Genomic DNA, 25,411 nt, shown 5'->3' on the forward strand with positions numbered 1-25,411 from the left:
GGCCTGCCGGTACGCCCTTGGGGCTCCCATTCTTTTTTGAGGTGATCTTATGCAACTTACCGTTTCCCAAATCGCCCGGATGGCCGGGGGCCGGCTGCTTTCCGGCAACGGCTCCGCCCCGGTAACGGCCTTCTTTACCGACAGCCGCCAGGCTGCCTCCGGGGCCATGTTCGTCCCCATCCGTGGGGAGAAGGTGGACGGCCATGCCTACATATCCGCCGCCCTGCAAGCCGGGGCCGCGGCCAGCTTTACCGACCGCCCCCTACAGGAGATGCCCGGCCCCCTGGTGCTGGTAGAGGACTGCCGTGCCGCCCTGCAACGGGTGGCGGAGGCATACCGCCTGCAATTCACCCTGCCCGTGGCCGGCATTACCGGCAGCGTGGGCAAAACCACCGCCAAAGAGATGGCCGCCCAGGCCCTTACCGCGGCCCACCGGGTCTACAAGACCCAGGGCAATGCCAACAGCCAGGTAGGTGTGCCCATCACCCTGTGCGGCCTGGAGCCCTGCCATACGGCCGCGGTTATTGAAATGGGCGTCAGTATGCCCGGCGAGATGGCCCGCATTGCCCGGGTGGTGCGGCCCACCTGTGGGGTCGTCACCACCATCGGCACCTCCCACCTGGAGTTCATGGGCACCCGGGAGAATATCCTGTCGGAAAAGCTCCACATGGCTGATTACCTCCCCGCCAACGCCCCCCTCTTTGTCAACGGCGACAACGACCTGCTGTCCGCTCTGCCGCCGGGGGCATTCCGGGCCGTGACCTTCGGGCTCTCGGCGGGCTGTATGTGGCAGGGGAAGGATATGGCCGAAACCGGGGACGGTATGTCCTTTCTCTGCGTAGCGCCGGACGGCCGGGAGCAGCCGGTCCGCCTGCCGGTAGCAGGCGCCCACAATGTGCGCAATGCCCTGGCCGCTTTGGCCCTGGCCGATCATCTGGGCCAAAGCCTTGCCGCCACCGCCCAGGCGCTGGCCGGCTACGAGCCTCCCGCCATGCGCCAGCGCGTCACCCGCCGGGGGGACGGCGTCACCGTCATCGACGACAGCTACAATGCCAGCCCCGATTCCATGCGTTCCGCCCTGGATGTGCTGGCCGCCCGGCCCGGCCGGAAGATCGCCGTGCTGGCCGGTATGCGGGAGCTGGGCAGCTATACCCGGCAAGGCCACGAGGACACCGGCCGCTATGCGGCGGAGAAACAGGTGGATGTCCTGCTGGCCGTAGGGGAGTTGGCCGGGGCCATTGCCCAGGGCTACGGCCCCGGCGCGGTACAGGCCCCGGACAACGCCCAGGCCGCCGCCTGGCTGCAAAAAGCGCTACGCCCCGGCGACACAGTGCTGGTCAAAGGTTCGCGGGGCATGAAAACCGAGGAGATCGTGGCCGCCTTGCTGAAAGGAGAATCATAAATGCTGCGAGAACTGACCAAGGAGGAATATCCCTCCTACCTGGACTGGGCCTACGGCCTGGCCCTGGATATGACCCGTTCCGGCTACCCTACCTATGCCGACGGCCTAAAGACACGGGCAGAGTTTGACGAAATAGCCGCCCTGGCCTTTGCGCGGGAGCACGAAGGTGCCCTGCTGTTCGAGGAGGACGGCAAAGCCCTGGGGTATATCCACTACTTCGCCCTGCCGGAGGACCGGTACCTGGACACCCGTGCCTTCTGCATCGAGGACAAAACCGAGCAGGCCATGGACGAACTGCTGGCCTACCTGGCCCCCAAGTACCCAGGTTTTACCATGCACTTTGGTTTCCCGGAGGAGAACATCCGGGCGGTCAACCATCTGGTGGAGCTGGGCTGGCCCCGCAGCGAGGAGAGCCTGGTGGGGGTCATGCGGTTTGCGGACTATCAGCCCCGGCCGGAGGGCGAAGGGGTGGTGCCCATTACCGGGGAAAACTTCGGCCGCTTTGCCGCCATCCACGCCCAAAGGGACGGGGGGATGTACTGGGACAACGCCCACCTCCGGGAGGCCCTGGACCGCTGGCATCTCCACCTGTTCAGCCGGGACGGCCGGGACTTGGCGGCCATCTACGCTATGTACATGGACGGGATGGTGGAGATCTTCGGCACGGACTATGTGGAAGGCCGGTTTGATGAGGCGGCTTTCCGGGCCCTGCTGCGCCGGGTCCTCAACCAGGGCAAGGCCGGCGGCATGGAAACCTTCACCTATTTCTACGAGCCCGAAGAGGCCCAGGTGGTAAAGGAGCTGGGCGTCCGCGCCCTGGGGAAGTATGTAATGTACCAAAAGGAGATCTAAAACATAAACGCAGCAAGGGCGGCACCGTAGTGCCGCCCTGCTGCATTATAAAGGGGGTCCATAAAGGAAACTTATACTCTCTGCTATCCGGCCGGTCAGTCCAGGGCTCAGCCCTTGGTCATATGGCGCACAAAACGGGCCAGGAAAGCGGAAACCTCTTCGCGGGTGGCCAGGCCCTTGGGGTCCAGCCGGTTGCCGTCCTTGCCGTACACAATCCCCGCGCCGATGCACCAGTCCAGGGCCTCCCTGGCATAGCCGCTCACCTTGCTGGCGTCGTTGTAACCGGCGGTGTTGCCCTTGGCGCTGATATCCACACCATGGGCCTTGGCGTAGCGGTAGATAAAGGTGGCAATATCTTCCCTGGTAACGTTCTCGTTGGGCGCAAAGCTGCCGTCGCCCTTACCGGCCACAATGCCCAGGCTGGCGCCCCAAACCACCGCGTCGGCGTAGTACGCGCCGGAGGGCGTATCCGGGAACAGCGAGCCGTTGCCATCGGGCTTATTCTCCAGGCGGTGCAGTACCGTCACAATCATCGCCCTGGTCATGGGGGCTTTGGGGCTGAAGGTGGTATCGCTGGTACCCGCGAACAGTTCCCGGCTGGTCACAAAGTCAATATCCGCCTTTGCATAGCTGGACATAGCGCCCTCGTCGGCAAAGGTTTTCTTGTTGTCCTGTAGCTTAAGGGTCGCGCTGCCGTCTTGCAGCAGCACGGTGACGGTGTTATTCTTGGTGTCCACCGTAGACTTGCGCAGGATAATGTCAAAGCCCTGGTCGTCCTTCAGCACATTGCCGTTGGCGTCCACCAGGTAAGCCACCGTGGTGTCGGTCAGGTTATAGGCAGGCAGTTCGGCCTTCATATCCACCTTCTCCACGGGCTCGCCGTCCTTCTTCACTTCAATCGCCACGGTGTCACCGGCCTTTTTGCTTACCGTCACCGTCACGCTCTGCGCGCCGGCGCCCAGTCCGCCCAAAGAGCCGCTGCCTACCGTCACATTACCGGCGGGCGTGTCAATGGTCAAATCCACCCCGGCCTCGGTGCCCAGCTTTTCAACGGTCCCGGCGGGCAGGGTAACGGTGGTTTCGGCAGGGGCCTCGCCCTGGGCGGGGGCCTCCACCTTTACGGTAACATTGGTGGCGTCGTCGCCCTTGGCAGCCTCCAGCAGCTTACCGGCGGTGTCCTCGTCTATCTCCACCTTGGCCGTGCCGTCCTCGTCTACCACTACGTCAGGCTTTACCTCTACGGTACCGTCCTCGGTGGGCGGGGCAACGGTAGGCCCGGCCGTGGGGCTGGTAGTAGGCTCATCGGTGGGCTCGTCGGTAGGCTCGGTAGTGGGTTCGCTGGTGGGCTCGTCGGTAGGCGCAGGGCTCTCCGTAGGCTCGCTGGTGGGCACAATAACCACCGGCGGGGTTGTGGGGGGCGGTGTAGGAGTGGCACTCTCCCCAAAGGTCGCGGTAGCGGTCCAATCACCACTCCCGTCCGGTTCGAACGCCCATCCGGTAAACGCCAGGCCGTCAGCACCTATATATTTGGCGCCTTCCTGAACGGTCCCCGCTTTGGGCTCTGCCTGGGCACTTGCGTCCTCGGTATCGCGCTCGGCAAAAGTAATAAACGGGGTCAAGTCAGAAGCCGACGCGGAAATCTCCCGCGCGTCCACATACAGGGAAACCTTCTGCAAGCCGGGTGTAGGCGTGGGCTCATCGGGTTGTTCTGGGTCTTGAGGCCCTTCGGGTTCCTCTGTGGTGCTGGGCTCTTCCGGGTCAGGGCTCTCGCTGGGTTCAGCGGGGGTACTGGGTGTGCTGGAGTTCTCGTCGTCCTTATTCTCGGTGTTCGTGTTGCCGTCAGAGGAGCCCTCCGCAGTTTCGGTCACCGCGGCAGGGCTGCCCTGCGCGGGGTCGATGATCTCGAAGAAATGCTCGTCCTCCTTCAGTTCGTGCTCAAAGATGGGATACAGTTCGCCGTCCTCACCGGCGTCAATGGTCAGCTTGGCCAGGTCAACCTGGACCTGTGCGGCCAAAAGGCCCTCTGTGTCTTTCTGGCCTGCGCCGGTACCGTCCTGCTCATACAGCGCAATAGTGAAAGCTTTATGGCTGGTTGCACCCGTTGCGCCTGCTCCGTTACTGCCAGACCACTTGTTGGTGCTCCAGTAGTATGTTTTGCCGGTCGTAACATTGGCGGTTGTGTCAATCACGTCCGTGTCCTTGCTGGCATAACTCGCCGACGTTTCGGTCCGTTTCGTAACCTTCATGCTGTACGTCTTGCCCTCGGTTGTGCCGCTGATCTTTGCCCACATGGTGTCACGTTCGGCGTCCTTATTCCGGCCGTTGATGATCTCATTGGCCTTATACCCGTCAGCCTTAAAGCCCCATTCCAGCGTAATCATCTCTACATCGCTGAAATCCACCTGGTAAACAACCGGCGCGTCATATTCATCCCCGCCGGCCTCTTCCTCTTCCGCGGGGGCGGCCGCTTTTTTGCGCATTACGCCCACATAGCCGGGTGCTTTGTTGGGCCGGATGCCAAAATAAAAGGTGCTGTACACAGCCGCGCTTTGCGGCGTTTCCTGTTCATCCGTGTAATGGGTGGCAGACTGCTCGCCATCGTTATAGTTGCTAGTATACTTGGCGGTGTTCGCCATGTCAGCCAGGGTATAGCTGGCAAAGTATTTATCCCCCTCCTGCTTGGGAATACCAATACCTACCCAATACCCGCCCAAACGGGGGTTGCCGCCATTCAGGTGGTAGTGCAGGCCCTTCACTTGGGGCTTTACCGTATAGTCAACCCCGTCCTCTGTTGATGCTGCAACCACAGGTGCCAGGAATTCCGTATACAGGTTCTCGTTATGGTCCGAGCCCGAATCAACGGAGTCATTCATATTGGCCCCGATTACCTTCATATTCGGGTCGTCCGGGGCGTCCGCCTCCTCAGCCATCGCCGTCATAGGAATCATAGTCAGCAGCAGGCACAAAGCCAGGATGCCGGCTAAAAATCTCTTTTTCATGGTAAAAGAGCCTCCTTCTTGTATTTGTGCTGGTTTTCTGTCATCTTCCGTACCAATCCGCGTGTTTTCCAAGAGTACAAGTCCCCGCCGGTCCCACTGCCGAAAAACCACAATATACAGGCTGGCAGCTTACCCCCTTTACAATGTATTGATTCTTCAGCGCCGGGCCAAAGTGCGTGCCGGCTGGGTTGTGCCGCTTTCCCGCATAAGTAAAGGCTTACAAAAAAGTGTACTTTCTTGTAAGCCGTCTTTGTGCATTTTTTATCGTGAAAATGCCGGATTTTCCGCAGAAACCCCATTGCAAAAGTGTAAAACCTGTGGTATACTAAAGGTGCTTTCAAGCAGACGGGCTATTTTGCAAAAAAGTACACTTTTTTGCAAAATAGCCCGTCTGCGTTTCCTCCCCTTTTTCCGCCGCCCCCGCCTTATACCGAAAGGTAGAAACCGCCATCCCGCACTCCCTGGCCGCCTGTGTGCAGGTAATGGCCCCTTCCCGCCACCGCCTGCAGGCCGCCTGAAAACTCTCCGGCAAAGGCGCCGGCGGCCTGCCAAAGCGCACTCCCCTGGCCTTGGCCGCGGCTATCCCCTGTTCCTGCCGCCGCCTGATGTTCACCCGTTCGTTCTCCGCCACAAAAGAGAGGATCTGCAACACCAGGTCGGCAATAAAGGTGCCCATCAGGTCCTTGCCCCGCCGGGTGTCCAGCATGGGCATATCGATAATGCAGATATCCGCCCCCTTTTCCTTTGTAATGCGTTGCCACTGGGCCTGTATCTCCCGGTAATCCCGCCCCAGCCGGTCTATGCTCAGCACATACAGCAGGTCGCCGGGCCCCATGCGCCCCATCAGCGCCCGGTACTGGGGCCGGTGAAAATCCCTGCCCGACTGCTTGTCCACATAAAGGTTGCCCGCCGGCACCCCCTGCTGGGCCATGGCCGCCAGTTGCCTGGCCTCGTTCTGGTCGCTGCTGGAAACCCGAATATAACCAAACGTGTTCATACGTTCCTCCTTTTGCCGTTGATTTTCCCTCCCCACTCCCTACTGTGCCCGTTTCCTCCCTCAAATAACAAAAAACGGCCCGGAAGCAAACCGCTTCCGGGCCGTTCCCTACGCGCTTACCCGCTACACCAATTCATAACTCACAAAGGCAAACCGCCTGCTGTCCCCGGCCCAGGGGTTCACATTGATGCTCCCCTGCCCGCCGAACAGGGGCAAAAGCAGGCGCTGGTTGGCCCCGTCCCCGTCCATCATCCACAGTTCCACCGGCATATTGGGCAAATGTTCCTGCGGCTCCAACTGTTCCGGCCCGTAAGAGAGGTACACCACCTTCTTCCCGTCCGGCGAGATATGCCCAAACCAGTTATTCCGCCGGTTCCGGGTGATCTGTACCGGGTTGCCCCCGTCCCGGTCCATCCGCCACACCTGCATCAGCCCCGACCGGGTGGAGTTATACCAGATATGCCGCCCGTCCGGCGAATACTCCGGCCCGTCGTTAAACCCGCCCCTGGTCAGCCGCCGTTCCGGGCCGCCCTCTGCCGGCACGGTATAGATGTCCATCTCCTGCCGGCCCTCCACCTGCCGGAAGGCGCAGTACGCCAGTTCCTTCCCGTCCGGCGACCAGCCGTGCAGGTAGCTGGGGCTCTCCGGGGTCACGCACCGGGCCTCGCCCCCGTCCATGGGCACGATGTATATGCGCGAGGCATACCCCGCCGGGTCGTCGTTATGGCTGACGGCCAGGCTCTTTTCGTCCGGCGAGGGCACATGGTCGTTGTTACACTGCCGGCACGGCCCGGTGTCCAGCAGGCGTTCCGTGCCGGATGCCAGGTCAAAGGCAAACATACGCCCGTCCCCGTTAAACAGGATGGTGTCCGAATGTTTCAGCCAGTTAGGCGCCTCCACCACCCGGTCAAACCGGGCCACCGTGTCCACCTGCCCGGTTTCCCCGTCGCAGATGTGCAGGTAGCTTACCGTATGTTTGCGGTTGCTGTAGGCAAAGCCGTTTAGCGTCCGGCAGGCGGCGGCCAGCCCGCCGGGCACGTCCCCCTCAAAGTGTTCCTGGTCAATAAACTGGGGGATATCCCAAGCCTGGGCCAGGCCGAAACAGGCCGCCAGGTCCACAATCCCCGTGCCAAGGGGAACGTCGGCAGGTCCGCCCTGTGGGCCCACGTCCTTGTAGTGCAAAGACTTCACCCGCCAGGCGTTCCGGCGCAAAAACGCCACCGGGTCCTCCCCGCCGGCCTGTACCCAGCCCACATCCACCTGGGCGTACACCCGGCCCATGCACAAATCCAGCAGGCGCTCATAGGCCGTCACCCCGGCAATTTTAGCGCGGATGTCCCCCGCCTCGTTGTGCAGCAGCAGGCGCACCCCCACCTCTTCCAACTGGGCGGCGGCCTGCATATACCTAAGCGCTGTCTGGTGCAGGCTGGTTTCCGAGAGGTCCTCCGGGCTTTTCACCACCAGATGCCGCAGCCCCAGGTCTTTTGCCAGCGCCTTCCAGCCGGGCAGCGCCCCGGCCAGCCCCTGGGCAAACAGGTGGGCCGAAGTCACCCGCAGCCCCAGCCGCCGGATCTCCTCCCTATGGGCCGCCAGCCAATCCGCGGGCCATACCGCCTCTCCTGGCGCGGGGGTTTCCCCCAGCGCCAGGCAGGGTTCTATTTCCTCTATCCCCGCGCCCGCCAGGGCGCGCAGTTTCGCCATCCTGTCCCCGTCCATGCCCTGTAACGGGCCGTATAATTGTACGCCAAATTTCATCCTGATTCCCTCCATAGTCCCCGGCACTTGACATCCCGTCCGGGATGATGTAAAGTTAAGGCAATACCGCATTATTCTAAGTAGCATATGGCAGCAGGGATTTTTTTCCTCAGAGTGCATAAAGGATGCGCAGGCAAGCTGACGCTTGTCAAGCAGACTGTGTGTGCTATGACGGAAATAATCACCTGCGAGATGCTGCTTAAGGCGATAGCCGTGAAAGGTGCGGTGTTGCCTTAAGCCAACAATTCTTACAGTTCCAGGCTGCCCATCAACCGTTCCCCAGGGAGCCCGGCCTTGTAGCGCTCCAAAAAGGCGGCAAAGCCCGCCCTGTCCTCCGGCCGGGGCAGTTCCCGGCTGCCCTTGGCCCCGGCAAATACCTCCGCCGCTAAATATTCCTCCAGGCTGCGGCCCTGCCCCATCTGGCTGAACATCGCCAGCACCGCCATGCCCCAGGGCCCGCCCTCGCCGGCCGTTTCCATTACGGAAACCGGAACGCCCAGGGCGCCGGCCATCAGCCGCTGGCCCACCACCGGGGTCTTGAACAGCCCCCCATGGCCGTAAAGCTCGTCCAAAGCGGCCTTTTCCTGTTCCAGCAGCAGGTCCATGCCGATCTTCAGCGGGGCCATGGCCGCGTAAAGCTGGGCGCGCATAAAGCCGCCCAGGGTCAGGGCCTCTTCCGGCCGGCGGGCCAGCATGGGCCGCCCCTGCTCCAGCCCGATCACCGGCTCCCCGGCATAGCAGTTATAGCTTACCACCCCGCCGCAGTCCGCCGGCCCGGCCAAGGCCGCCTGATACAGCAGGTCGTACAGCCGGGGCCTGGAAAGCTGGGCCCCGGCCTCCTCCAGCAGCCCGGCAAACAGCCCCACCCAGGCGTCCAGGTCAGAGGTGCAGGTATTGCAGTGCACCATGGCCACCGGACGGCCCGCGGGGGTCGTCACCATATCCAGTTCCGGGTAGACCTTCGAAAGGGGCCTTTCCAGCACCACCATGGCAAAAATCGATGTGCCCGCCGATACATTGCCGGTGCGGGGCGCCACGCTGTTGGTGGCCACCATGCCCGTGCCCGCGTCGCCCTCCGGCGGGCAAAAGGGGATACCCGCCTGCAAGGCCCCGGCAGGGTCCAGCAGCTTTGCCCCTTCCGGGGTCAGGGAACCGGCCGCCGCCCCGGCGGGCAACACCTGGGGCAGCACGTCCCGCAGCCGCCAGGCGTAGCCCGCCCCCTCTACGATACGGTCAAACTTGTCCAGCATCCCCGTGTCAAAGCCGCAGGCCCCGCTGTCAATGGGGAACATCCCCGCGGCCTCGCCCACGCCCATCACCTTTTGCCCGGTCAGTTTCCAGTGCACATACCCTGCCAGGGTGGTCAGGTAGCCCAGTTGGCCCACGTGTTCTTCCCCCAGCCGTATGGCCCGGTACAGGTGGGCAATGCTCCACCGCTGGGGTATGTTGAACCCAAACAGGTCCGTCAGCAGCCGGGTTTCCTCCCCGGTCACGGTGTTGCGCCAGGTACAAAAAGGCGCCAACTGCCTGCCGTCCTTGTCAAAGGGCAGGTAGCCGTGCATCATGGCCGATACGCCAATGGCGCCCACACGTTCCAGGGTAACGCCGTACTTTTCCCGCACCTCACCGGCCAGGCGGGCGTAGGCGGCCTGTATCCCGGCCCACACATCGTCCAGGTGATAGGTCCAAAGCCCGTCCTCCAGCCGGTTTTCCCAGTCAAAGGCCCCGGCGGCCAGGGGCTGGCAGCCGGGCCCTACCAGCACGGCCTTTATGCGGGTAGAGCCCAGCTCAATACCCAGGGCGGTTTGGGCGGATGAAATGATCAGGGGGATGTTCATAGGGGGTACCTCGTTTCCATTGGGTTTTTGTCCGTACCACCATCATATACCCCATGCCCCAAATAAGCAAGCAAAAGTTTCTGAAAATTTTTTTGCGATCCATGCAACCGGACCGCAAAGTTTGGGATTCTTATAAATAGACAGGCAAAACAGGAGAGAGGCGAACATCTATGCCATGGGACCATCAGCTTTTGGTGCGGCTACGGGAACAGGACCCCGCCGCGCTGGAAACCGCCATCCGCCGTTATTCCCCCTACGTGGCGGCCGTAGCCAAAAAGACCCTGGGCCCCCTGGGCGCCCAGCAGGATGTGGAGGAACTCACCTCCGACGCGTTCGTGGCCCTGTGGCAGAACGCCGGCAAGCTGCGGGATGACAGCGACCTGAAATACTGGCTGGCCGTGGTGGTCCGCAACGCGGCCCTGCGGTACCGGCAAAAGCTGGGCCAGGAACTCCCCCTGGAAGAGAACCTGGTCTTTGACGCCCACACCCCGGAAACCGAGGCAGAGCGCAGCGAGCAGGCCCGCCTGGTGCGCTCCGCCGTGGACGGCATGGAGAGCGTGGACCGGGAGATCTTCCTGCGCCACTATTTCTGGCGCCAAACCGTCCACGAGATCGCCGGCGACATGGCCAAAAACCAGTCCGCCATTAAAAGCCGGCTGGCAAGGGGCCGCGAAAAGCTGAAAAAAGTGCTGCAAAAGGAGGACTGCCTGCTATGAGCCAAATTGATAAGCTGGTCAACAAAGCTTTCCCGGACGAGTTGCGCCATGTAGAGCCCATAGACGTGGACGGGGACGCCCTCATCGCCCGCACCATGGAAAAGCTGGGCCTACCCCAGCCTACAACCCGGCCCGCGGCGCCCCAGGGCAAGGCTCCAAAAGGGGAGCGGCTGGTGGCCGTCCCGCTGGTAGCGGTGCGCCACCTTTGGGTCAACCGGGCGGGCTGGGCCCTGGCCGCCTGCCTGGTGCTGGCCTGCGGCATATACTGGGGCCCCCGGCTGCTGCGCGACCTGGGCTTTGGCAGCCGGGCCCCTGCCAGCCAGGGGGATGCCGCCCCCCATGGCTATGTGCAGGATACCGGCAGTTCCGCCGCTCCGGGCAACGGCCTCTCCGTGGCGGTGGATGTGACAGAGGTCAAAACGGCCGGCCGGGGCTTTTCCGTCAGCCTGTACTTTTATGACCAGGCCACCCACCAGGCGATAGATACAAGGGAGGTCAGCCTCTACGATATCACCCTGGCCAACCGGGACGGCGGGGTGTTCCAGTACGACAGCCGGGCCAACCGCAACGGTACCGTCACCCTCACCTTTGACAACTGGGATAAAAACGCCCAGCCCGCCCCCTTCACCTTAACCGTCAACCGCCTGACCGCCGGCGAAACCGGCGGCGTCCTCGCCTGGGAGGCGCAGTGCAGTTTCCAGGTGGACCCGGAAAACTAGCCCCCCTTACCACGCCCTGCCCGCCGCCCCCGCCGCTGGGGGCGGCCCTTTTTTGCCCGGCCGGGGCCGGTTCACACATTGTTCACTTGTTTTTCTTGCATTTGCCACAGTTTCAGTATAAAATAGGATAGAATACAGGGACATTCCGCTCTTATGCCCACGAAAACATAGAAGAGGTGGTAAAAATGGCTGCTGGGAAGATCCTCATCGTAGACGATGATACCAATATCTGCGAGCTTTTACGGCTCTACGTGGAGAAGGAGGGCTTTACCTCCCAAATGGTCCACGACGGCGAAAGCGCGCTGAAAAAGTTCGACAGCTTTTCCCCCGACCTTATCCTCCTGGACATTATGCTGCCCGGCCTGGACGGCTGGCAGGTATGCCGGGAGATCCGCAAAAAGTCCACTTGCCCCATCATCATGCTCACCGCCAAAGGGGAGGTGTTCGACAAGGTGCTGGGCCTGGAGCTGGGCGCCGACGACTATGTGGTCAAGCCCTTTGAGGGCAAAGAGGTGGTGGCCCGTATCAACGCGGTGCTGCGCCGCAGCGGCAAGCCGGGGGACAAGCGTGACGAAAACAAAGAGGTGTCCTATGACGGCCTCACCATCAACCTGACCAATTACGAGTTGAAGGTCAACGGCAGGCAGGTGGATACGCCCCCCAAAGAGATGGAGCTCATCTACCATCTGGCCTCCAACCCCAACCGGGTGTTCACCCGGGACCAGCTCCTGGACGAGGTCTGGGGCTTTGACTACTACGGCGACAGCCGCACCGTAGACGTGCACATCAAGCGCCTGCGGGAAAAACTGGAGGGCGCCTCGGACAAGTGGACCCTGAAAACCGTGTGGGGCGTGGGCTATAAGTTCGAGGTAAAGGGCTAAGCTATGCAAAGAAGTATCTTCAAGCGCTACATGGGCATCACCATGGTCATCGTGTTCCTCAGCTTTACCCTGCTGGGCGGGGTGATGATGGTGTTCTTCAGCCAGTATTGGCGGCAGGAGAAGAAAGAGCTGCTCTCCCAAAACGCCAACTCCATCTCCGGCATTGCCTGCCGTTACCTCAACGAGAAAAGCCCCGGCAAGTATGAGCTCCAGGCCGATACCCTCCAAGACTTCATCGCCAGCTTTTCCACCAGTATCGACGCCGACATCTTCATCACCGACCTGGACGGCCGGCTGCTGCTGGGCAATTTCGCCAACAGCAAGTCCGCCCCGCTCCAAACCGTCCCCGCCTTTTTTGTAGATGCCGCCGCCCAGGGCCTGTTTGAGGGCCGGGGGGATATGGGCGGTCTGTACAGCGACAGCTACTATATCATCGGCGTGCCCATGCTCGCCCAAGAGGGCGGCCCCTGTGTGGGCACGGTATTCGCCGCCACCAGCCCCGCCTCCATGAGCGCCATGCAGATGGAAGCCTTCAAAATCTTCCTGCTGGCGGCGGTGGCCGCCCTGGCAGTCAGCTTTTGCGTGGTGGGGGCCTTTGCCTTCCGGCTGGCCCAGCCCCTGCGGCAGATGTCCGCCGCGGCCCGCAGCCTGGGCGCCGGCGATTTTTCCGTGCGGGTGCCCGTGCGCAGCGCCGACGAGGTCGGCCAACTGGCCGATTCCTTTAACCATATGGCAGACTCCCTCTCTAACTCAGAGGGTATGCGCCGCAGCTTTATCGCCAATGTGTCCCATGAGCTGAAAACCCCCATGACCACCATCGCCGGGTTCATCGACGGCATTTTGGACGGTACCATCCCCGCCAGCGAGCAGGGCAAGTACCTGGGCATTGTTTCCGACGAGGTCAAGCGCCTCTCCCGGCTGGTCAAGTCCATGCTGGACCTGTCCCGTATCGATAGCGGCGACATGAAAATCCACCCGGCCACCTTCGATATCACCCACACCCTGGTGGCCACCCTGCTGACCTTTGAGCAGAGCATTGACGAAAAGTCCATCGAGATCGTGGGTCTGGAAGAGGCCACCCCCATGCCCGTGTACGGCGACCAGGACCTTTTGCACCAGGTGGTGTATAATCTGGTAGAAAACGCGGTAAAATTTACCAATCAGGGGGGCTCCATCCGGGTCATGGCCGTAGACAGCGTAGACAGGACCACGGTGCTTATCGAGAACACCGGCCCCGGCATCGCCCCCGAAGACCTGCCCATGGTGTTCGACCGGTTCTATAAGGGCGATAAATCCCGCAGCCGTGACAAAAACGGCATGGGCCTGGGCCTGTATCTGGTGCGCACCATCCTACAGTTGCATGGGGGCAACATCCAGGTGACCTCGGTGCAGGGCCAGTTCTGCCGGTTCGAGTTCTACCTGCCCCGCCCCCCGGCGGCCCCCCGGCTCAAAGAGGCCGCCCCCAAGCCCAAAGAGGGCCAGCCCCGGCTAAAGCCCCCCCGCAAAAGCGCCCGTCCCCAGGGGGCGGAAAAACCCAATCCCCCAGAGGGGCCGGCAGAGGATCCCCCCCGCCGGGCAGCCTGGCGGCGCAAAGCCAAAGGCCCCCAGGGCCCCGCCCCGGCGGAAGATCCCGCCCCCGCAGATGATAACCCGGAGAAAGGAAGAAATTTGGATGATGAATGAGCATAACGGCGCGCCAACCCCGGAAATCCCGGAAACGCCGGATACCCCAGAAACCCCAGCACCCCCCGACACCTCCGCCCCCCAGCCCCCGGCAGCGGGCATAGCCCCCCCGGAGCCCGCCGCACCCGGTGAAGGGGAAACCCCGGAACCGGGCCCCGAACCGGGCCCCGCACCCCTCCCCCCGGCCGGGGAGGAAAACCTTGCCCAGCCCGCGCCCCCCGCCGCCCCGCCGGAGCCCCTGGAGCCGGTTTTGCCGGAGGAAGAGCCCCTCATGCCCCCCGTCGGCGAGGAGGCCCCGGCCAACCCGGCCGGCGCGCCCCAGCCGCCTCCGGCGTTCCCGCCCTACCAGCCCTACCCGCCTTATCCGGGGTACCAGCCCTACCAACCCTACCAGGCGGCTCAACCCGCCCAACCGGCCCAACCGGCCCAGGGGTACGGGCAGGGGGCGGGCTATCCGGGCTGGCAGTACCCCCCGCAACCGGCGGCCTACCCGCCGGGCCAGCCCTACCCCCAGGGGAATCCCTACCCCCAGGGGCAGGCCTATCCCCAGGGCCAGCCCTACCCCTACTACCAGGGCTACCCCCAGCCCCCGGTGCCCCCCCGCAAGAAAATGTCCCGCAAGGCCAAGGTGTTTTTGTGGATTGGCGGCGTCCTGTCCGCCATTGCCGTCGGCCTCTTCTGTTTTTACTGTGTGGTGGCCGCCGGCAGCAGTATGCGGGAGGACCCCCTCCCGCCCTTTGAATACGAAAGCCCCTATGGCGGCGACGGCGAGGACAACCCCGAAACCCCATCGGAGGACCCCTCCGCCCCAGAGGAGGCGGAAGAGGAGCCGGAGCGCCCCCAGGTGGACGTGACCCCCAATACCGAGGGCATTGCCATTGCCGGGCGCCCCGTAGGCCCCCAGTTGGACGCGGAAGCGGTCTATGACCGGGTGGTGCCCTCCACGGTCACGGTGTCCGCCGCCCTCACCCGTGAGGGCCAGACCAGCGAGAGCACCGGCACCGGCATCATCGCCACCGGCGACGGCTACATCATCACCAACTCCCATGTGGTGCTCAACTCCAAAAGCACCATCGCCAAAGTCACCACCTTCGACGGCCGGGAGTACGACGCGGTGGTGGTGGGCGTAGACCGCACCACGGACCTGGCGGTGCTCAAAACCAATGACTACGGCTTTACCCCCGCCGAGTTTGGCGATGCCGCCGAGCTTTCGGTGGGCGAGTGGGTCATGGCCATCGGCAACCCCGGCGGGGCCCGGTTCTCCAGCTCCCTCACACGGGGCATCATCTCCGGCTTGGGCCGCGAGGTAGGCAAGTACAGCGAAAACGGCATGACCTATATCCAAACCGACGCGGCCATCAACCCCGGCAACTCCGGGGGCCCGCTAGTCAATATGTACGGCCAGGTGGTGGGCATTAACTCCTCCAAAATCATTACCGAGGGCTACGAGGGCATGGGCTTTGCCATCCCGGTCAGCAGCGCCCAGCCCATTATCAACGAGCTGCTCTCCGGCGGCTATATCAAGGGCCGCACCCGGCTGGGCATTATGTGCCGGGAGATCAGCGGCTCCATGGCCCAGCTTTACGGCACGCCCCCCGGCCTGCAAATCACCGAGTTCAACGAGGATAGCGGCTTTGCCGGCAGCGGCGCCCAAGAGGGCGACATCATCATCGCCATAGACGGCGAAACCGTAGAGAGCCTCCGGGACGTATCCAACCTCCTGCTGCGCTACGAGCCCGGGGACCAGGTCAGCGTGACCCTGTACCGCCCCGGCGGCAACCTTATCTCCCAGGGGGAGGAGCTGGAAGTGACCATTACCCTGCTGGAGGATAAAGGCGAAACCCAAGACTAACCCCCAAACCCCATCATAGTAAACAAAAAACCGGCCAGGCAGGCACGCTGCTTGGCCGGTCTTTTTGGGTAGGGCCCTTAGCTGTCCAGTTCCAAAGCAGCCAGGGCCTTAAAGTTCTCTTTCAGGGCCGGGTACAGGCCCCGGTAAACGCCGTACAGTTTCTCGTACTGCCCCACATTCCCCTCTATGGGCCGGGTGGGCTCGTTCAGCCGGATGATCTCCCTGCAAGCCGCCTGTACCGAGGGGTACAGCCCCGCGCCCACAGCCGCCAGGATGGCCGCGCCCAGGGCCGGCCCCTCCTTCGACTGCACCGTGCGCACCGGGCAGTTGAACACATCCGCCAGCATCTGCCGCCATAGGGGGGAGGTCCCGCCGCCGCCGCAGGCCAGCATATCCCCGGTAGCCACGCCCATCTCCTTTAGCACCTCCACGCTGTCCCGCTGTGAGTAGGCCACGCCCTCCATCACAGCCCGCAGCATATCGCTGCGCAGGTGCATGGCCGAAAGCCCAAAGAACACCCCCCGGCAGTCCGGGTCCAGGTGGGGGGTCCGCTCGCCCATCAGGTAGGGCAGGTACAGCAGTTTCCGGCAGCCCACCGGCGATTGCTCCGCCTGCTTGTCCAGCAGCAGGTAGGGGTCAATGCACAGCCCCTGGGCCGAAACGATCTCCGAGTAGCAGAAATTGTCCCGGAACCACTTCAGCGAAAGCCCCGCCCCCTGGGTAACGCCCATCACGTGCCAGGCGCCGGGCACCGCGCAGCAGAAGGTATGCACCCGCCCCTTCGGGTCAATGGAGAGGGTGTCCGTATGGGCAAACACCACCCCCGAAGTCCCCAGCGTGGTAAAGGCTTTGCCGTCCTCCACCACGCCGGTGCCCACGGCCGCGGCAGCGTTGTCCCCGGCGCCGCCCACCACCGGGGTGCCGGGGCACAGGCCGGTCAGCCGGGCGGCCTCGCCGTGCACCACCCCGGTCACCTCCGGCGATTCATACACCTTGGCCAGCAGGCCCTGGTCTATCTCCAGTTTCTCCAGCACCTCCCCGCTCCACTGCCGGCGGGGCACATCCAAAAACTGCATCCCAGAGGCGTCGGAAACCTCCGTGGCAAAGTCCCCGGTCAGCATATACCGCACATAGTCCTTGGGCAGCAGGATATGGGCGCAGGCCTTATAAATATCAGGCTGATTCTCCCGCACCCACAGCAGCTTGGCGGCGGTAAAGCCGGTCAGCGCCGGGTTGGCGGTCACCTCTATCAGCCGCTCCCGGCCCACCCGCCGGGTGATCTCCTCGCACTGCTTGCCGCTGCGCTGGTCGCACCAGATGATGGAGCGCCGCAGCACCCGGCCCGCCTGGTCCAGCATCACCAGCCCGTGCATCTGGCCGGAAAGCCCCACCCCCTTCACGTCCTTGGGGTCGATGCCGCTGGTTTCCAGTACCTGCCGGCAGGTGTGGGCAGCGGCGTGCCACCAGTCCTGGGGGTCCTGCTCCGCCCAGCCGTTCTGGGGCTGGTACAGGGGGTACTCCTCCGTAGCGCTGGCCACCGCCGTGCCGTGGCGGTCAAAAAGCACGGTTTTGGTACCGCTGGTACCCAGGTCAATGCCTATCATATATTCCATCAGAAATCCAACTCCTTCTAAAAAATTTTCCCTGTATAAGGCGTATAAGGCATATAGGGCGTATAGGGCCAAGCCCCGGCCCTTCCTCTATTTTCCAACATTTCCGCCCGCCTGTCAAGGTATACTTGGGGGTTGCGCGAAAAATATCTTTGTGCTATAGTTAGAGGATAAAGGAACCGCCAGGCTCGTGCCTCGCTTTGCCTCCGGCGTTTTTGCCTCCGGCGGCCGGCTTCATCGGAGATGAAGTCGAAGGAACATTTCTGAAGAAAGTTTCTTAAGAATCTTCAAAGACTTCTATGCGTGCCCGCCGTGATGTTTTTCGTGCGTTTTTTGTGATTTTTTGCTTTTTTCGTTGTATAGTTAAAGGATAAAAGAACCGCCAGCAATGGCCGGGCTCGTAGCTCACTTTGCCTCCGGCGGCTTAAGAATCTTCCAAGACCTCTATGCGTGCCCACCGTAATGTTTTTTGTGTTTTCATAAGTGGTTTTGCAATTTACTGGGTTTACCGTTGTATAGTTAAGGATAAAAGAACCGCCGACGATGGCCGCATGACTCGCTGTCTACGCCGTTTTTGGGGTCTTGCCTGCCGGCTCGGTCGGGTCAAAACGGTTCCCACTGGGAACCTTCCCCCTCCGGCGGCTTAAGAATCTTCCAAGACTTCTATGCGTGCCCGCCGTAATGCTTTTATGAGTGATTTTGTGATTTTCAGGGTTTACCGTTCTTGCGAAAGGAGAATATGCACATGATAAGCTGCGACGTTGCCATTATCGGCGCCGGCGTCACCGGCTGCGCCATAGCGCGGGAGCTCTCCCGCCGCCAAGGCCGTTTCCTGGTGCTGGAAAAGGCCCCCGATGTGTGCGAGGGCACCAGCAAGGCCAACTCCGCCATTATCCACGCCGGGTTCGACGCCGGGCCCGGCTCGCAAAAAGCCAAAATGAACCTGCTGGGCAATGCCGGGATGGACAAGCTCAGCGAGGAGCTGGATATCCCCTTCCGCCGCACCGGCGCGTTGGTGGTCTGCCTAAACCCCCAGGACCTCCCCAAACTGCAAGCCCTGTACGACCGGGGCCGGCAGAACGGCGTCCCCGGCCTGCGCCTGCTTACCGGCGGGCAGGCCAAAGCGCTGGAGCCCAACCTGGCCGATACCGTCTGCGCCGCCCTGCTGGCGGAGAGTTCCGGCATTGTCTGCCCCTTTGCCATGACGCTGGGCCTGGCGGAAAACGCCGCCCAAAACGGCGTCACCTTCCGGTTCCGCACGGCGGTAGAAAGCCTCGCCCCCACCGGGGCGGGCTGGCTCCTGCAAACCAGCGGGGGGCCGGTGCAGGCCAAAGCCGTGGTCAATGCCGCCGGGGTCTACGCGGACCGGTTCCACAACCAGGCCAGCCCCCAAAAAATCCACATCACCCCCCGCAAGGGGGAATACTGCCTGCTGGACCGCACCGCCGGGGGCCATGTGGGCCGCACCATCTTCCAGTTGCCCGGGGTGATGGGCAAGGGGGTGCTGGTCACCCCCACGGTGCACGGCAACCTGCTGGTAGGCCCCACCGCCACAGACGTGGACGACCCCGCCTGCACCGCCACCACGGCCCAGGGCCTGGCCCAGGTGGCCGAGCGGGCCGCCTGGGGGGTCAAGGGCCTGCCCATGGGCCAGGTGATCACCTCCTTCGCCGGCCTGCGCGCCCATGCGGACGGCGACGACTTCATTTTGGGCGAAAGCGCCCCCGGCTTTTTCGATGCCGCGGGTATCGAGTCCCCCGGCCTGTCCAGCGCCCCGGCCATCGGGGCTTATCTGGCCGGTTTGGTAGCGGACCGGCTGGCCCTTGCCCCCAATCCGGGTTTCCGGCCCTGCCGCCGGGGGGTGCCCGCCATCGCCGCCCTCCCCCCCGCCGAACGGGCCGCCCGCATAGCCCAAAACCCCCTGTACGGCCACATTGTCTGCCGCTGCGAGGAGATCTCCGAGGGCGAGATCCTGGACGCCATCCACAGCACCCTGGGGGCCACCACCCTGGACGGCGTCAAGCGCCGCGTCCGGGCGGGCATGGGCCGCTGCCAAAGCGGGTTCTGCTCCCCACGGGTCATGGAGATCCTGGCACGGGAGTTGGGCCAAAGCCTGGGCGCCGTCTGCAAAAGCGGTCCGGGCTCCCAGGTGGTATGGGAAAAAACCAGAGGGGAGGGAGAGGCATGAGCACCGCCATCCACGATATCCTGGTCATCGGCGGCGGCCCCGCGGGCCTTGCCGCGGCCATTGCCGCCAAAGAGGCCGGCGCCAAAGACGTCCTCATCCTGGAGCGGGAGCGGGAGTTGGGCGGCATCCTCAACCAGTGCATCCACAACGGTTTCGGCCTGCACACCTTCCAAGAGGAGCTCACCGGCCCCGAGTACGCCGCCCGCTACATCAGCCGGGCCCGGCAGATGGGCCTGCCCTGCCGGCTGGGTACCACCGTGGTGGGCCTGGCCCGGCAGGACGGCCTGCTGGTTGCCACCGCCGTCAGCCGGCAGGCGGGCCTGTCCGTCATCCGGGCAAAGGCCCTGGTGCTGGCCATGGGCTGCCGGGAGCGCCCACGGGGCGCGCTGAACATCCCCGGCACCCGGCCCGCGGGCATTTTTTCCGCAGGCACGGCCCAGCGCCTGGTCAATCTGGAGGGCTGGCTCCCCGGCAAACGGGTGGTCATTCTGGGCAGCGGGGATATCGGCCTCATCATGGCCCGGCGTATGGCCCTGGAGGGTGCCCAGGTGCTCTGCGTGGCCGAGCTGATGCCCTACTCCGGCGGCCTCAAGCGCAACATCGTCCAGTGCCTGCAAGACTACGGCATCCCCCTTAAGCTAAGCCATACCGTGGTGGATATCCGGGGCCGCCAGCGGCTGGAGGGCGTCACCATCGCCCAAGTAGACGGCAACCGCCAGCCCATCCCCGGCACCGAGGAGGACCTGGCCTGCGACACCCTCCTGCTGTCCGTGGGCCTGCTCCCGGAAAACGAGCTGTCCAAAGGGCTGGGGGTGGCCCTCTCCCCGGTTACGGGCGGCCCAACGGTCAACAGCCGGCTGGAAACCAACATCTCCGGGGTCTTTGCCTGTGGCAACGTCCTCCACGTCCATGACCTGGTGGACTACGTGTCCGAGGAAGCCGCCCAGGCCGGGCGCAGCGCGGCGGCCTATGTGCTGGGCGGCACCCCAGCCCCCGGCCGGGAGATCCCCCTCATCCCCGGTGGCGCGGTGCGCTACACCGTCCCCGCCACCCTCAGCCCCGCCGCCATGCCCCCGGAACTGCTGGTGCGGTTCCGGGTGGGCCGCAACCTGCGGGGGGCGCAGGTTACGGTGCGGGTAGACGGCCGCACCTGCCTGCGCCGCCAAAGGCCGGTCATGGCCCCCGGGGAGATGGAGCAGGTTGTCCTGAAGAAAAGCTGGTTCACCGGGGAAGAAGAAACCGTCACCATTACAGCGGAGGAAACCGCCGCCGGAAAGGGGGAGGGCTAATATGCCCACTTTGGAGTTTATCTGTATCAGTTGCCCGCTGGGTTGCCCGTTGCGGGTAGAAACCGGCGGCCAGGGAGAGGTAACCGCCGTCACCGGCAACACCTGTCCACGGGGCGACGCCTACGCCCGCCGGGAGGCCACCGCCCCTATGCGCACCGTCACCACCACGGTACGGGTCCTGGGAGGCACGGGCCCGGTCATCTCCGTGCGCACCCAGGGCCAGGTGCCCAAAGAAAAAATCTTCGCCGTCATGGAGGCGGCCCGCCGCTGCGCCGTCAAAGCCCCGGTGGTTCTGGGCGATGTGCTGCTGGAAGACGCCGGGGGCACCGGCGTGGCGCTGGTGGCCACCAAGGACATGGAGGAAGGGGGTGATCCCCCATGGGGCCGCTGATCGGAAACCACATCACCACCGTGCTGTTTGATCTGGACGGCACCCTGCTGCCCATGCATACGGAAACATTCACCAAAGCCTACTTCAAGCTCCTGGCCGAAAAGGCCGCCCCCTATGGCTACGAGGCCAAAGCCCTGGTAGACGCGGTATGGGCAGGCACCCAGGCCATGGTGCAAAATGACGGTACTTGCCCCAACGACCGGCGTTTCTGGCAGACCTTTGCCGGCCGGCTGGGGGAGGATGTCCTGGCGCTGCGCCCGGTGTTCGACCAATTCTACGCCCAGGAGTTCCACGCCGCCAAAGCCGCCACCCGGCCGAACCCCCTGGCCCGGCAGGTGGTGCAGGCCCTCCGGGGCCGGGGCTATGCCGTGATCCTGGCCACCAATCCCCTGTTCCCGGCGGTCGGGGTGGCCACCCGCCTAAGCTGGCTGGGCCTAACCCCCGGCGATTTCCTCCACGTCACCAGCTACGAGAACAGTTCCTTCTGCAAGCCCAACCCCGCCTACTTCACCCAACTGCTCCGGGATACCGGCCGGCAGCCCGGCGAATGCCTGATGGTGGGCAACAACGTGGCCGAGGACATCCAGGCCGCCACCAGGGCCGGCCTCTCCGCCTACCTGGTCACCGACTGCCTGGAAAACCCCGCCGCCCTGGACACCACCGCCCTCCCCCAAGGCGCCTTCGCCGCCTTCGCCCAGTCCGTGGGTTGCTTGCCTTAGGCCGGTTGGTTGGGTTGGGCCGGTTGGGTTGGTCGTGGGGGCTCCTCGCCCCCACACCCCCCGCCAGGGGCTTAAGACCGCCCCTGGACCCGGCCAAGCGGCCCCCTTTCCGCCCACCCCAACCCCCCAAGCACAGCACCCCCTTAGCCTTAAGGAAACTTTGCGTTTTTTCTTTTTCCTTTTTTCTTGAAGGGCAGGACCATCCTCCCCCGGTCAAGCGCAAAAAAACAAACGCAAAACGCCCTTCAGCCTTGGGGGGGAACTATATCTCCCTTTTCACCAAAAGGGTAAGGCGGGGCAATACTTGGCCGGTCAAGCGCGGCCGAAGCGCTTGCGGGGTGTGGGGCAGCGCCCCACGACCTTACCCACCAACCCCCCAGTCAAGCGCAAAAAAACAAACGCAAAACGCCCCCCAGCCTTAGGGGGAACTATATCTCCCTTTTCACCAAAAGGGTAAGGCGGGGCAACACTTGGCTGGTCAAGCGCGGCCGAAACGCTTGCGGGGTGTGGGGCAGCGCCCCACGACCTTACCCACCAGCCCCCCCAGTCAAGCGCAAAAAAACAAACGCAAAACGCCCCCCAGCCTTAGGGGGAACTATATCTCCCTTTTCACCAACAGGGTAAGGCGGGGCAATACTTGGCCGGTCAAGCGCGGCCGAAGCGCTTGCGGGGTGTGGGGCAGCGCCCCACGACCTTACCCACCAGCCCCCCGGTCAAGCGCAAAAAAACAAACGCAAAATGCCCTTCAGCCTTGGGGGGGGGAACTATATCTCCCTTTTCACCAAAAGGGTAAGGCGGGGCAACACTTGGCCGGTCAAGCGCGGCCGAAGCGCTTGCGGGGTGTGGGGCAGCGCCCCACGACCTTACCCACCAGCCCACCCTTTCCCAACAAATCCCAATCCAAACGAGGCCCCACGGGGGCATAACTAACAGCGATGTATACACAACAAAGGAGGCGTCCGTCATGTCAGTACACACCATCACCACAGAAAACTTTGAAGCCGAGGTCCTAGGGTCCCAGTTGCCCGTTCTGGTCGATTTCTGGGCAGAGTGGTGCGGCCCCTGCCGTATGTTTTCCCCCATTATAGACGAATTTGCCCAAGCGAACCCGGACAAAGTAAAGGTAGGCAAAGTCAATGTAGATGAGCAGCCAGAGCTTGCGGCCCGGTTCGGCGTCATGTCCATCCCCACGGCCATCCTGTTCCGGGCGGGCGAGGCCGTAGACACGCGGGTAGGCGTGCAGCCCAAAGAAGCCCTGGAGGAGATGATCGGCTAATGGAACTCTGGGATATCCTGATTATCGGCGGCGGCCCGGCGGGGTACACCGCGGCGCTGTACGGGGCGCGGGCGGGCCTGCGGGTACTGCTGCTGGAGAAACTGGCCCCCGGCGGCCAGTTGGCCACCACAGACGTGATCGAGAACTACCCCGGTTTCCCGGCGGGCATCAACGGCTTTGAACTGGCCCTGAAGATGAAAGAAGGGGCCGAGCGCTTCGGCGCCCAAACCGTCACCGCCGAGGTAACGGCGCTGGAGCTGGCCGGCCCGGTAAAAACCGCCCACACCCTAAAAGAAAGCTACCAGGCTAAAAGCGTGGTGCTGGCCACCGGCGCCAGCCCCCGCCAGCTTGGCCTTCCCGGCGAGGCCGCCCTCCGGGGCAAAGGCGTGTCCTACTGCGCCACCTGCGACGGTATGTTCTACCGGGGCAAAACCGTAGCCGTGGCAGGCGGGGGCAATACCGCTGTGGCCGACGCCCTCTACCTAAGCCGCATTTGCGAACAGGTGTTCCTTATCCACCGCCGGGACAAGCTGCGCGCGCCCATGCTCTGGCAAAAGCGGCTGGAAGAAACCGGCAAAGTAACCTTCTGCTGGAACACCCAGGCCACCGCCCTGCACACAGACCCGGACACCGGCCGCCTGGAAGGGCTGCAACTGCAAGCGGGCGATACCCAGCGCCGGTTGCCCTGCGCGGGCCTGTTCGTAGCGGTGGGCCAAACCCCGGAAACCGCCCTCCTGGCCGGCCAGGTCACCCTGGACGAAGCCGGCTATGTGGTGGCCGATGAAACCACCGCCACCAATATCCCCGGCGTGTTCGCCGCCGGGGACCTACGCCAAAAGGCCCTCCGGCAGGTGGTCACCGCAGTGGCCGACGGTGCCATGGCCGCCGAGCAAGCCCTCCTCTGGCTGCAATCCTAACCCCCAGCCAGCAAATCCCCCCGCCCACCCCAGGGCGGGGGGTTTTTAGTGCCCCAAAAAAACAGAAAGCAAACAGAAAAGGCGAAACATAAAAGTTTCGTCCACCTTTTCAAAGGTGGTGGGGATTCCCAAGGGGTGAAACCCCTTGGGCCGCCGGAGGCAAAACAGCCGCCGGAGGCAAAAGGCAACCGGAGGCCAAAAGCAGGAATTGACAAATAGGGAAAGCGTGGTATAATTAGGGGAAAAGAGCGTAGAGGGGTGGTCAGGGATGAAGATGAATTTACCCAACAAGCTGACGTTGCTGCGGGTGGCGATGGTACCGCTGTTCATGGTCTGCGCGGCCATGGTACGTTTTGGCACGGGCGCGTTCAGCAGGTGGTGGAGCCTTGGGGCGGGGGTAATTTTTGCGCTGGCCAGCCTCACGGACCTGCTGGACGGCCAAATCGCCCGCAAGCGCCACCTGGAAACGGACTTCGGCAAATTCGCCGACCCTTTGGCGGACAAAATGCTCACCACCGCGGCCTTCATCTATATGCTGCTGGACGGCGTCTGCCACCCGGTGGTGCTGGCCGCCACCCTGTTCCGCGAGTTCGCCGTGGCGGGCATCCGCATGGTAGCCGCGGCAGAGCACAAAGTCATTGCCGCCAATATGTGGGGCAAGGTGAAAACCGTGCTGCAAATGGTGGCCATCCTGCTCTACTACTTCCTGGCCGCCCTCCTCCCGCCGGACGCCGCCCTGCTCCTCTCCCTGGGCACCCAAACCCTCTGCTGGGCCGTGGCCGCTGTCACCGTCCTCTCCGGCGCCATCTACATCAAAGATAACCTCTCCGTCATCAAAAACTGATCCCCCCTCCAACCTTGGTGGGCTTTTTGCCTCCGGCGGGAAGGGGGCTTTGCCCCCCTTCACCCCCACCACTTTTGAAAAAGTGGACAAAACTTTTATGTTTCGTCCTTATTTATTCCGCCCCCTGTGAGCCCCCATCTTTCACCCCGGCAAAGTGCCCCTACTCTTTCTTTGTCCCCTTGCCCCCCAAAGGCCAGGGGGCATTTTTTTCTGATGTCCCACCCCCTCACCTCCCCCAAGACCAAGGGGCATTTTTTCTTCTGATGTCCCACCCCCTCACCTCCCCCAAGGCCAGGGGGCATTTTTTTCTGATGTCCCACCCCTTCACCTCCCCCAAGGCCAAGGGGCATTTTTTCTTCTGATGTCCCACCCCCTCACCGCCCCCAAGACCAAGGGGCATTTTTTCTGATGTCCCACCCCCTCACCTCCCCCAAGACCAAGGGCCACTCTTCCTCCTGATGTCCCCCCACCCCTCATCCCCCC

At 63.3% G+C, this 25,411-nt stretch carries 19 protein-coding genes; 14 read left to right on the forward strand and 5 right to left on the reverse strand.

Annotated features, from left to right (window positions below; all coding sequences use genetic code 11):
• Positions 1-49 precede the first annotated feature (49 nt).
• Positions 50-1,402, forward strand: a complete 1,353-nt coding sequence (locus U8U01_RS10795; protein WP_322174079.1) for a UDP-N-acetylmuramoyl-tripeptide--D-alanyl-D-alanine ligase — start codon at positions 50-52, stop codon at positions 1,400-1,402.
• Positions 1,403-2,254, forward strand: a complete 852-nt coding sequence (locus U8U01_RS10800) for a hypothetical protein (RefSeq protein WP_322174081.1) — start codon at positions 1,403-1,405, stop codon at positions 2,252-2,254. It begins immediately after the preceding gene.
• Between the two features lie 107 nt (positions 2,255-2,361).
• On the opposite strand, the gene U8U01_RS10805 is transcribed toward U8U01_RS10800, so the two are convergent.
• From U8U01_RS10805 to U8U01_RS10820, 4 genes are all read right to left on the reverse strand, one after another.
• Complete coding sequence (locus U8U01_RS10805) at positions 2,362-5,253, reverse strand: S-layer homology domain-containing protein (RefSeq protein ID WP_322174083.1); 2,892 nt, start codon at positions 5,251-5,253, stop codon at positions 2,362-2,364.
• 337 nt (positions 5,254-5,590) lie between these two features.
• On the reverse strand, positions 5,591-6,250 hold the full coding sequence (locus U8U01_RS10810; RefSeq protein WP_322174085.1) for a recombinase family protein: 660 nt from the start codon (positions 6,248-6,250) through the stop codon (positions 5,591-5,593).
• A 123-nt stretch (positions 6,251-6,373) separates the two neighbouring features.
• Positions 6,374-8,005, reverse strand: a complete 1,632-nt coding sequence (locus U8U01_RS10815; protein ID WP_322174087.1) for a TIM barrel protein — start codon at positions 8,003-8,005, stop codon at positions 6,374-6,376.
• A gap of 248 nt (positions 8,006-8,253) precedes the next feature.
• Positions 8,254-9,843, reverse strand: coding sequence for a xylulokinase (locus tag U8U01_RS10820; protein ID WP_322174089.1), 1,590 nt, complete (start codon positions 9,841-9,843; stop codon positions 8,254-8,256).
• Between the two features lie 170 nt (positions 9,844-10,013).
• Between U8U01_RS10820 and U8U01_RS10825 the strand changes: the two genes are divergently transcribed.
• The 5 genes from U8U01_RS10825 to U8U01_RS10845 all read left to right on the forward strand — a co-directional run bounded on the left by U8U01_RS10825 (position 10,014) and on the right by U8U01_RS10845 (position 15,694).
• Entirely contained in the window at positions 10,014-10,559 is a 546-nt protein-coding gene (locus U8U01_RS10825; RefSeq protein ID WP_322174091.1) for a sigma-70 family RNA polymerase sigma factor, read from the forward strand.
• Positions 10,556-11,278: a hypothetical protein gene (locus U8U01_RS10830; protein WP_322174093.1), complete on the forward strand. Its 723-nt coding sequence runs from the start codon at positions 10,556-10,558 to the stop codon at positions 11,276-11,278. The genes U8U01_RS10825 and U8U01_RS10830 overlap by 4 nt, the downstream gene beginning before the upstream one ends.
• A gap of 185 nt (positions 11,279-11,463) precedes the next feature.
• A complete protein-coding gene (locus U8U01_RS10835; protein ID WP_322174095.1) occupies positions 11,464-12,159 on the forward strand; it encodes a response regulator transcription factor in 696 nt (231 codons plus the stop codon).
• A 3-nt stretch (positions 12,160-12,162) separates the two neighbouring features.
• Positions 12,163-13,842 (forward strand): ATP-binding protein, encoded by a 1,680-nt coding sequence (locus tag U8U01_RS10840; protein ID WP_322174097.1) that lies wholly within the window; start codon positions 12,163-12,165, stop codon positions 13,840-13,842.
• Entirely contained in the window at positions 13,832-15,694 is a 1,863-nt protein-coding gene (locus tag U8U01_RS10845; RefSeq protein ID WP_322174098.1) for a S1C family serine protease, read from the forward strand. Before U8U01_RS10840 ends, U8U01_RS10845 begins: the two co-directional genes overlap by 11 nt.
• Positions 15,695-15,771: 77 nt before the next feature.
• Here the strand turns inward: U8U01_RS10845 and xylB are convergent, their stop codons facing one another.
• The gene (xylB, locus tag U8U01_RS10850; RefSeq protein ID WP_322174100.1) at positions 15,772-17,307 is read right to left on the reverse strand and encodes a xylulokinase; all 1,536 of its coding nucleotides are present in this window, start codon (positions 17,305-17,307) and stop codon (positions 15,772-15,774) included.
• A gap of 742 nt (positions 17,308-18,049) precedes the next feature.
• Here xylB and U8U01_RS10855 point away from each other — a divergent pair.
• The 7 genes from U8U01_RS10855 (at position 18,050) to pgsA (ending at position 24,928) form a co-directional block, all read left to right on the forward strand.
• Positions 18,050-19,492, forward strand: a complete 1,443-nt coding sequence (locus U8U01_RS10855; protein WP_322174102.1) for an NAD(P)/FAD-dependent oxidoreductase — start codon at positions 18,050-18,052, stop codon at positions 19,490-19,492.
• Complete coding sequence (locus U8U01_RS10860) at positions 19,489-20,781, forward strand: NAD(P)/FAD-dependent oxidoreductase (RefSeq protein ID WP_322174103.1); 1,293 nt, start codon at positions 19,489-19,491, stop codon at positions 20,779-20,781. Before U8U01_RS10855 ends, U8U01_RS10860 begins: the two co-directional genes overlap by 4 nt.
• Before the next feature lies 1 nt (position 20,782).
• The gene (locus tag U8U01_RS10865) at positions 20,783-21,172 is read left to right on the forward strand and encodes a DUF1667 domain-containing protein (RefSeq protein WP_322174104.1); all 390 of its coding nucleotides are present in this window, start codon (positions 20,783-20,785) and stop codon (positions 21,170-21,172) included.
• The gene (locus U8U01_RS10870; protein WP_322174106.1) at positions 21,160-21,891 is read left to right on the forward strand and encodes an HAD family hydrolase; all 732 of its coding nucleotides are present in this window, start codon (positions 21,160-21,162) and stop codon (positions 21,889-21,891) included. Before U8U01_RS10865 ends, U8U01_RS10870 begins: the two co-directional genes overlap by 13 nt.
• A 964-nt stretch (positions 21,892-22,855) precedes the next feature.
• Positions 22,856-23,167, forward strand: coding sequence for a thioredoxin (gene trxA, locus U8U01_RS10875; RefSeq protein ID WP_322174107.1), 312 nt, complete (start codon positions 22,856-22,858; stop codon positions 23,165-23,167).
• Positions 23,167-24,084, forward strand: coding sequence for a thioredoxin-disulfide reductase (gene trxB / locus U8U01_RS10880; RefSeq protein WP_322174108.1), 918 nt, complete (start codon positions 23,167-23,169; stop codon positions 24,082-24,084). The genes trxA and trxB overlap by 1 nt, the downstream gene beginning before the upstream one ends.
• A gap of 268 nt (positions 24,085-24,352) precedes the next feature.
• Positions 24,353-24,928, forward strand: coding sequence for a CDP-diacylglycerol--glycerol-3-phosphate 3-phosphatidyltransferase (gene pgsA, locus U8U01_RS10885; RefSeq protein WP_322174110.1), 576 nt, complete (start codon positions 24,353-24,355; stop codon positions 24,926-24,928).
• Positions 24,929-25,411 lie beyond the last annotated feature (483 nt).

Source organism: Acutalibacter caecimuris (assembly GCF_034335085.1).
Classification (GTDB): domain Bacteria; phylum Bacillota; class Clostridia; order Oscillospirales; family Acutalibacteraceae; genus Acutalibacter; species Acutalibacter caecimuris.

Bases quoted from the DNA above. Each gene is read 5' to 3' on its own strand.
- U8U01_RS10805 (WP_322174083.1), bottom strand. From the start codon at position 5,253: ATGAAAAAGAGATTTTTAGCCGGCATCCTGGCTTTGTGCCTGCTGCTG.
- U8U01_RS10870 (WP_322174106.1), top strand. From the start codon at position 21,160: ATGGGGCCGCTGATCGGAAACCACATCACCACCGTGCTGTTTGATCTG.
- U8U01_RS10860 (WP_322174103.1), top strand. From the start codon at position 19,489: ATGAGCACCGCCATCCACGATATCCTGGTCATCGGCGGCGGCCCCGCG.
- U8U01_RS10795 (WP_322174079.1), top strand. From the start codon at position 50: ATGCAACTTACCGTTTCCCAAATCGCCCGGATGGCCGGGGGCCGGCTG.
- U8U01_RS10865 (WP_322174104.1), top strand. From the start codon at position 20,783: ATGCCCACTTTGGAGTTTATCTGTATCAGTTGCCCGCTGGGTTGCCCG.
- U8U01_RS10810 (WP_322174085.1), bottom strand. From the start codon at position 6,250: ATGAACACGTTTGGTTATATTCGGGTTTCCAGCAGCGACCAGAACGAG.
- U8U01_RS10815 (WP_322174087.1), bottom strand. From the start codon at position 8,005: ATGAAATTTGGCGTACAATTATACGGCCCGTTACAGGGCATGGACGGG.
- pgsA (WP_322174110.1), top strand. From the start codon at position 24,353: ATGAAGATGAATTTACCCAACAAGCTGACGTTGCTGCGGGTGGCGATG.
- U8U01_RS10830 (WP_322174093.1), top strand. From the start codon at position 10,556: ATGAGCCAAATTGATAAGCTGGTCAACAAAGCTTTCCCGGACGAGTTG.
- xylB (WP_322174100.1), bottom strand. From the start codon at position 17,307: ATGGAATATATGATAGGCATTGACCTGGGTACCAGCGGTACCAAAACC.
- trxA (WP_322174107.1), top strand. From the start codon at position 22,856: ATGTCAGTACACACCATCACCACAGAAAACTTTGAAGCCGAGGTCCTA.
- U8U01_RS10820 (WP_322174089.1), bottom strand. From the start codon at position 9,843: ATGAACATCCCCCTGATCATTTCATCCGCCCAAACCGCCCTGGGTATT.
- U8U01_RS10835 (WP_322174095.1), top strand. From the start codon at position 11,464: ATGGCTGCTGGGAAGATCCTCATCGTAGACGATGATACCAATATCTGC.
- U8U01_RS10825 (WP_322174091.1), top strand. From the start codon at position 10,014: ATGCCATGGGACCATCAGCTTTTGGTGCGGCTACGGGAACAGGACCCC.
- U8U01_RS10845 (WP_322174098.1), top strand. From the start codon at position 13,832: ATGATGAATGAGCATAACGGCGCGCCAACCCCGGAAATCCCGGAAACG.
- U8U01_RS10800 (WP_322174081.1), top strand. From the start codon at position 1,403: ATGCTGCGAGAACTGACCAAGGAGGAATATCCCTCCTACCTGGACTGG.
- trxB (WP_322174108.1), top strand. From the start codon at position 23,167: ATGGAACTCTGGGATATCCTGATTATCGGCGGCGGCCCGGCGGGGTAC.
- U8U01_RS10840 (WP_322174097.1), top strand. From the start codon at position 12,163: ATGCAAAGAAGTATCTTCAAGCGCTACATGGGCATCACCATGGTCATC.
- U8U01_RS10855 (WP_322174102.1), top strand. From the start codon at position 18,050: ATGATAAGCTGCGACGTTGCCATTATCGGCGCCGGCGTCACCGGCTGC.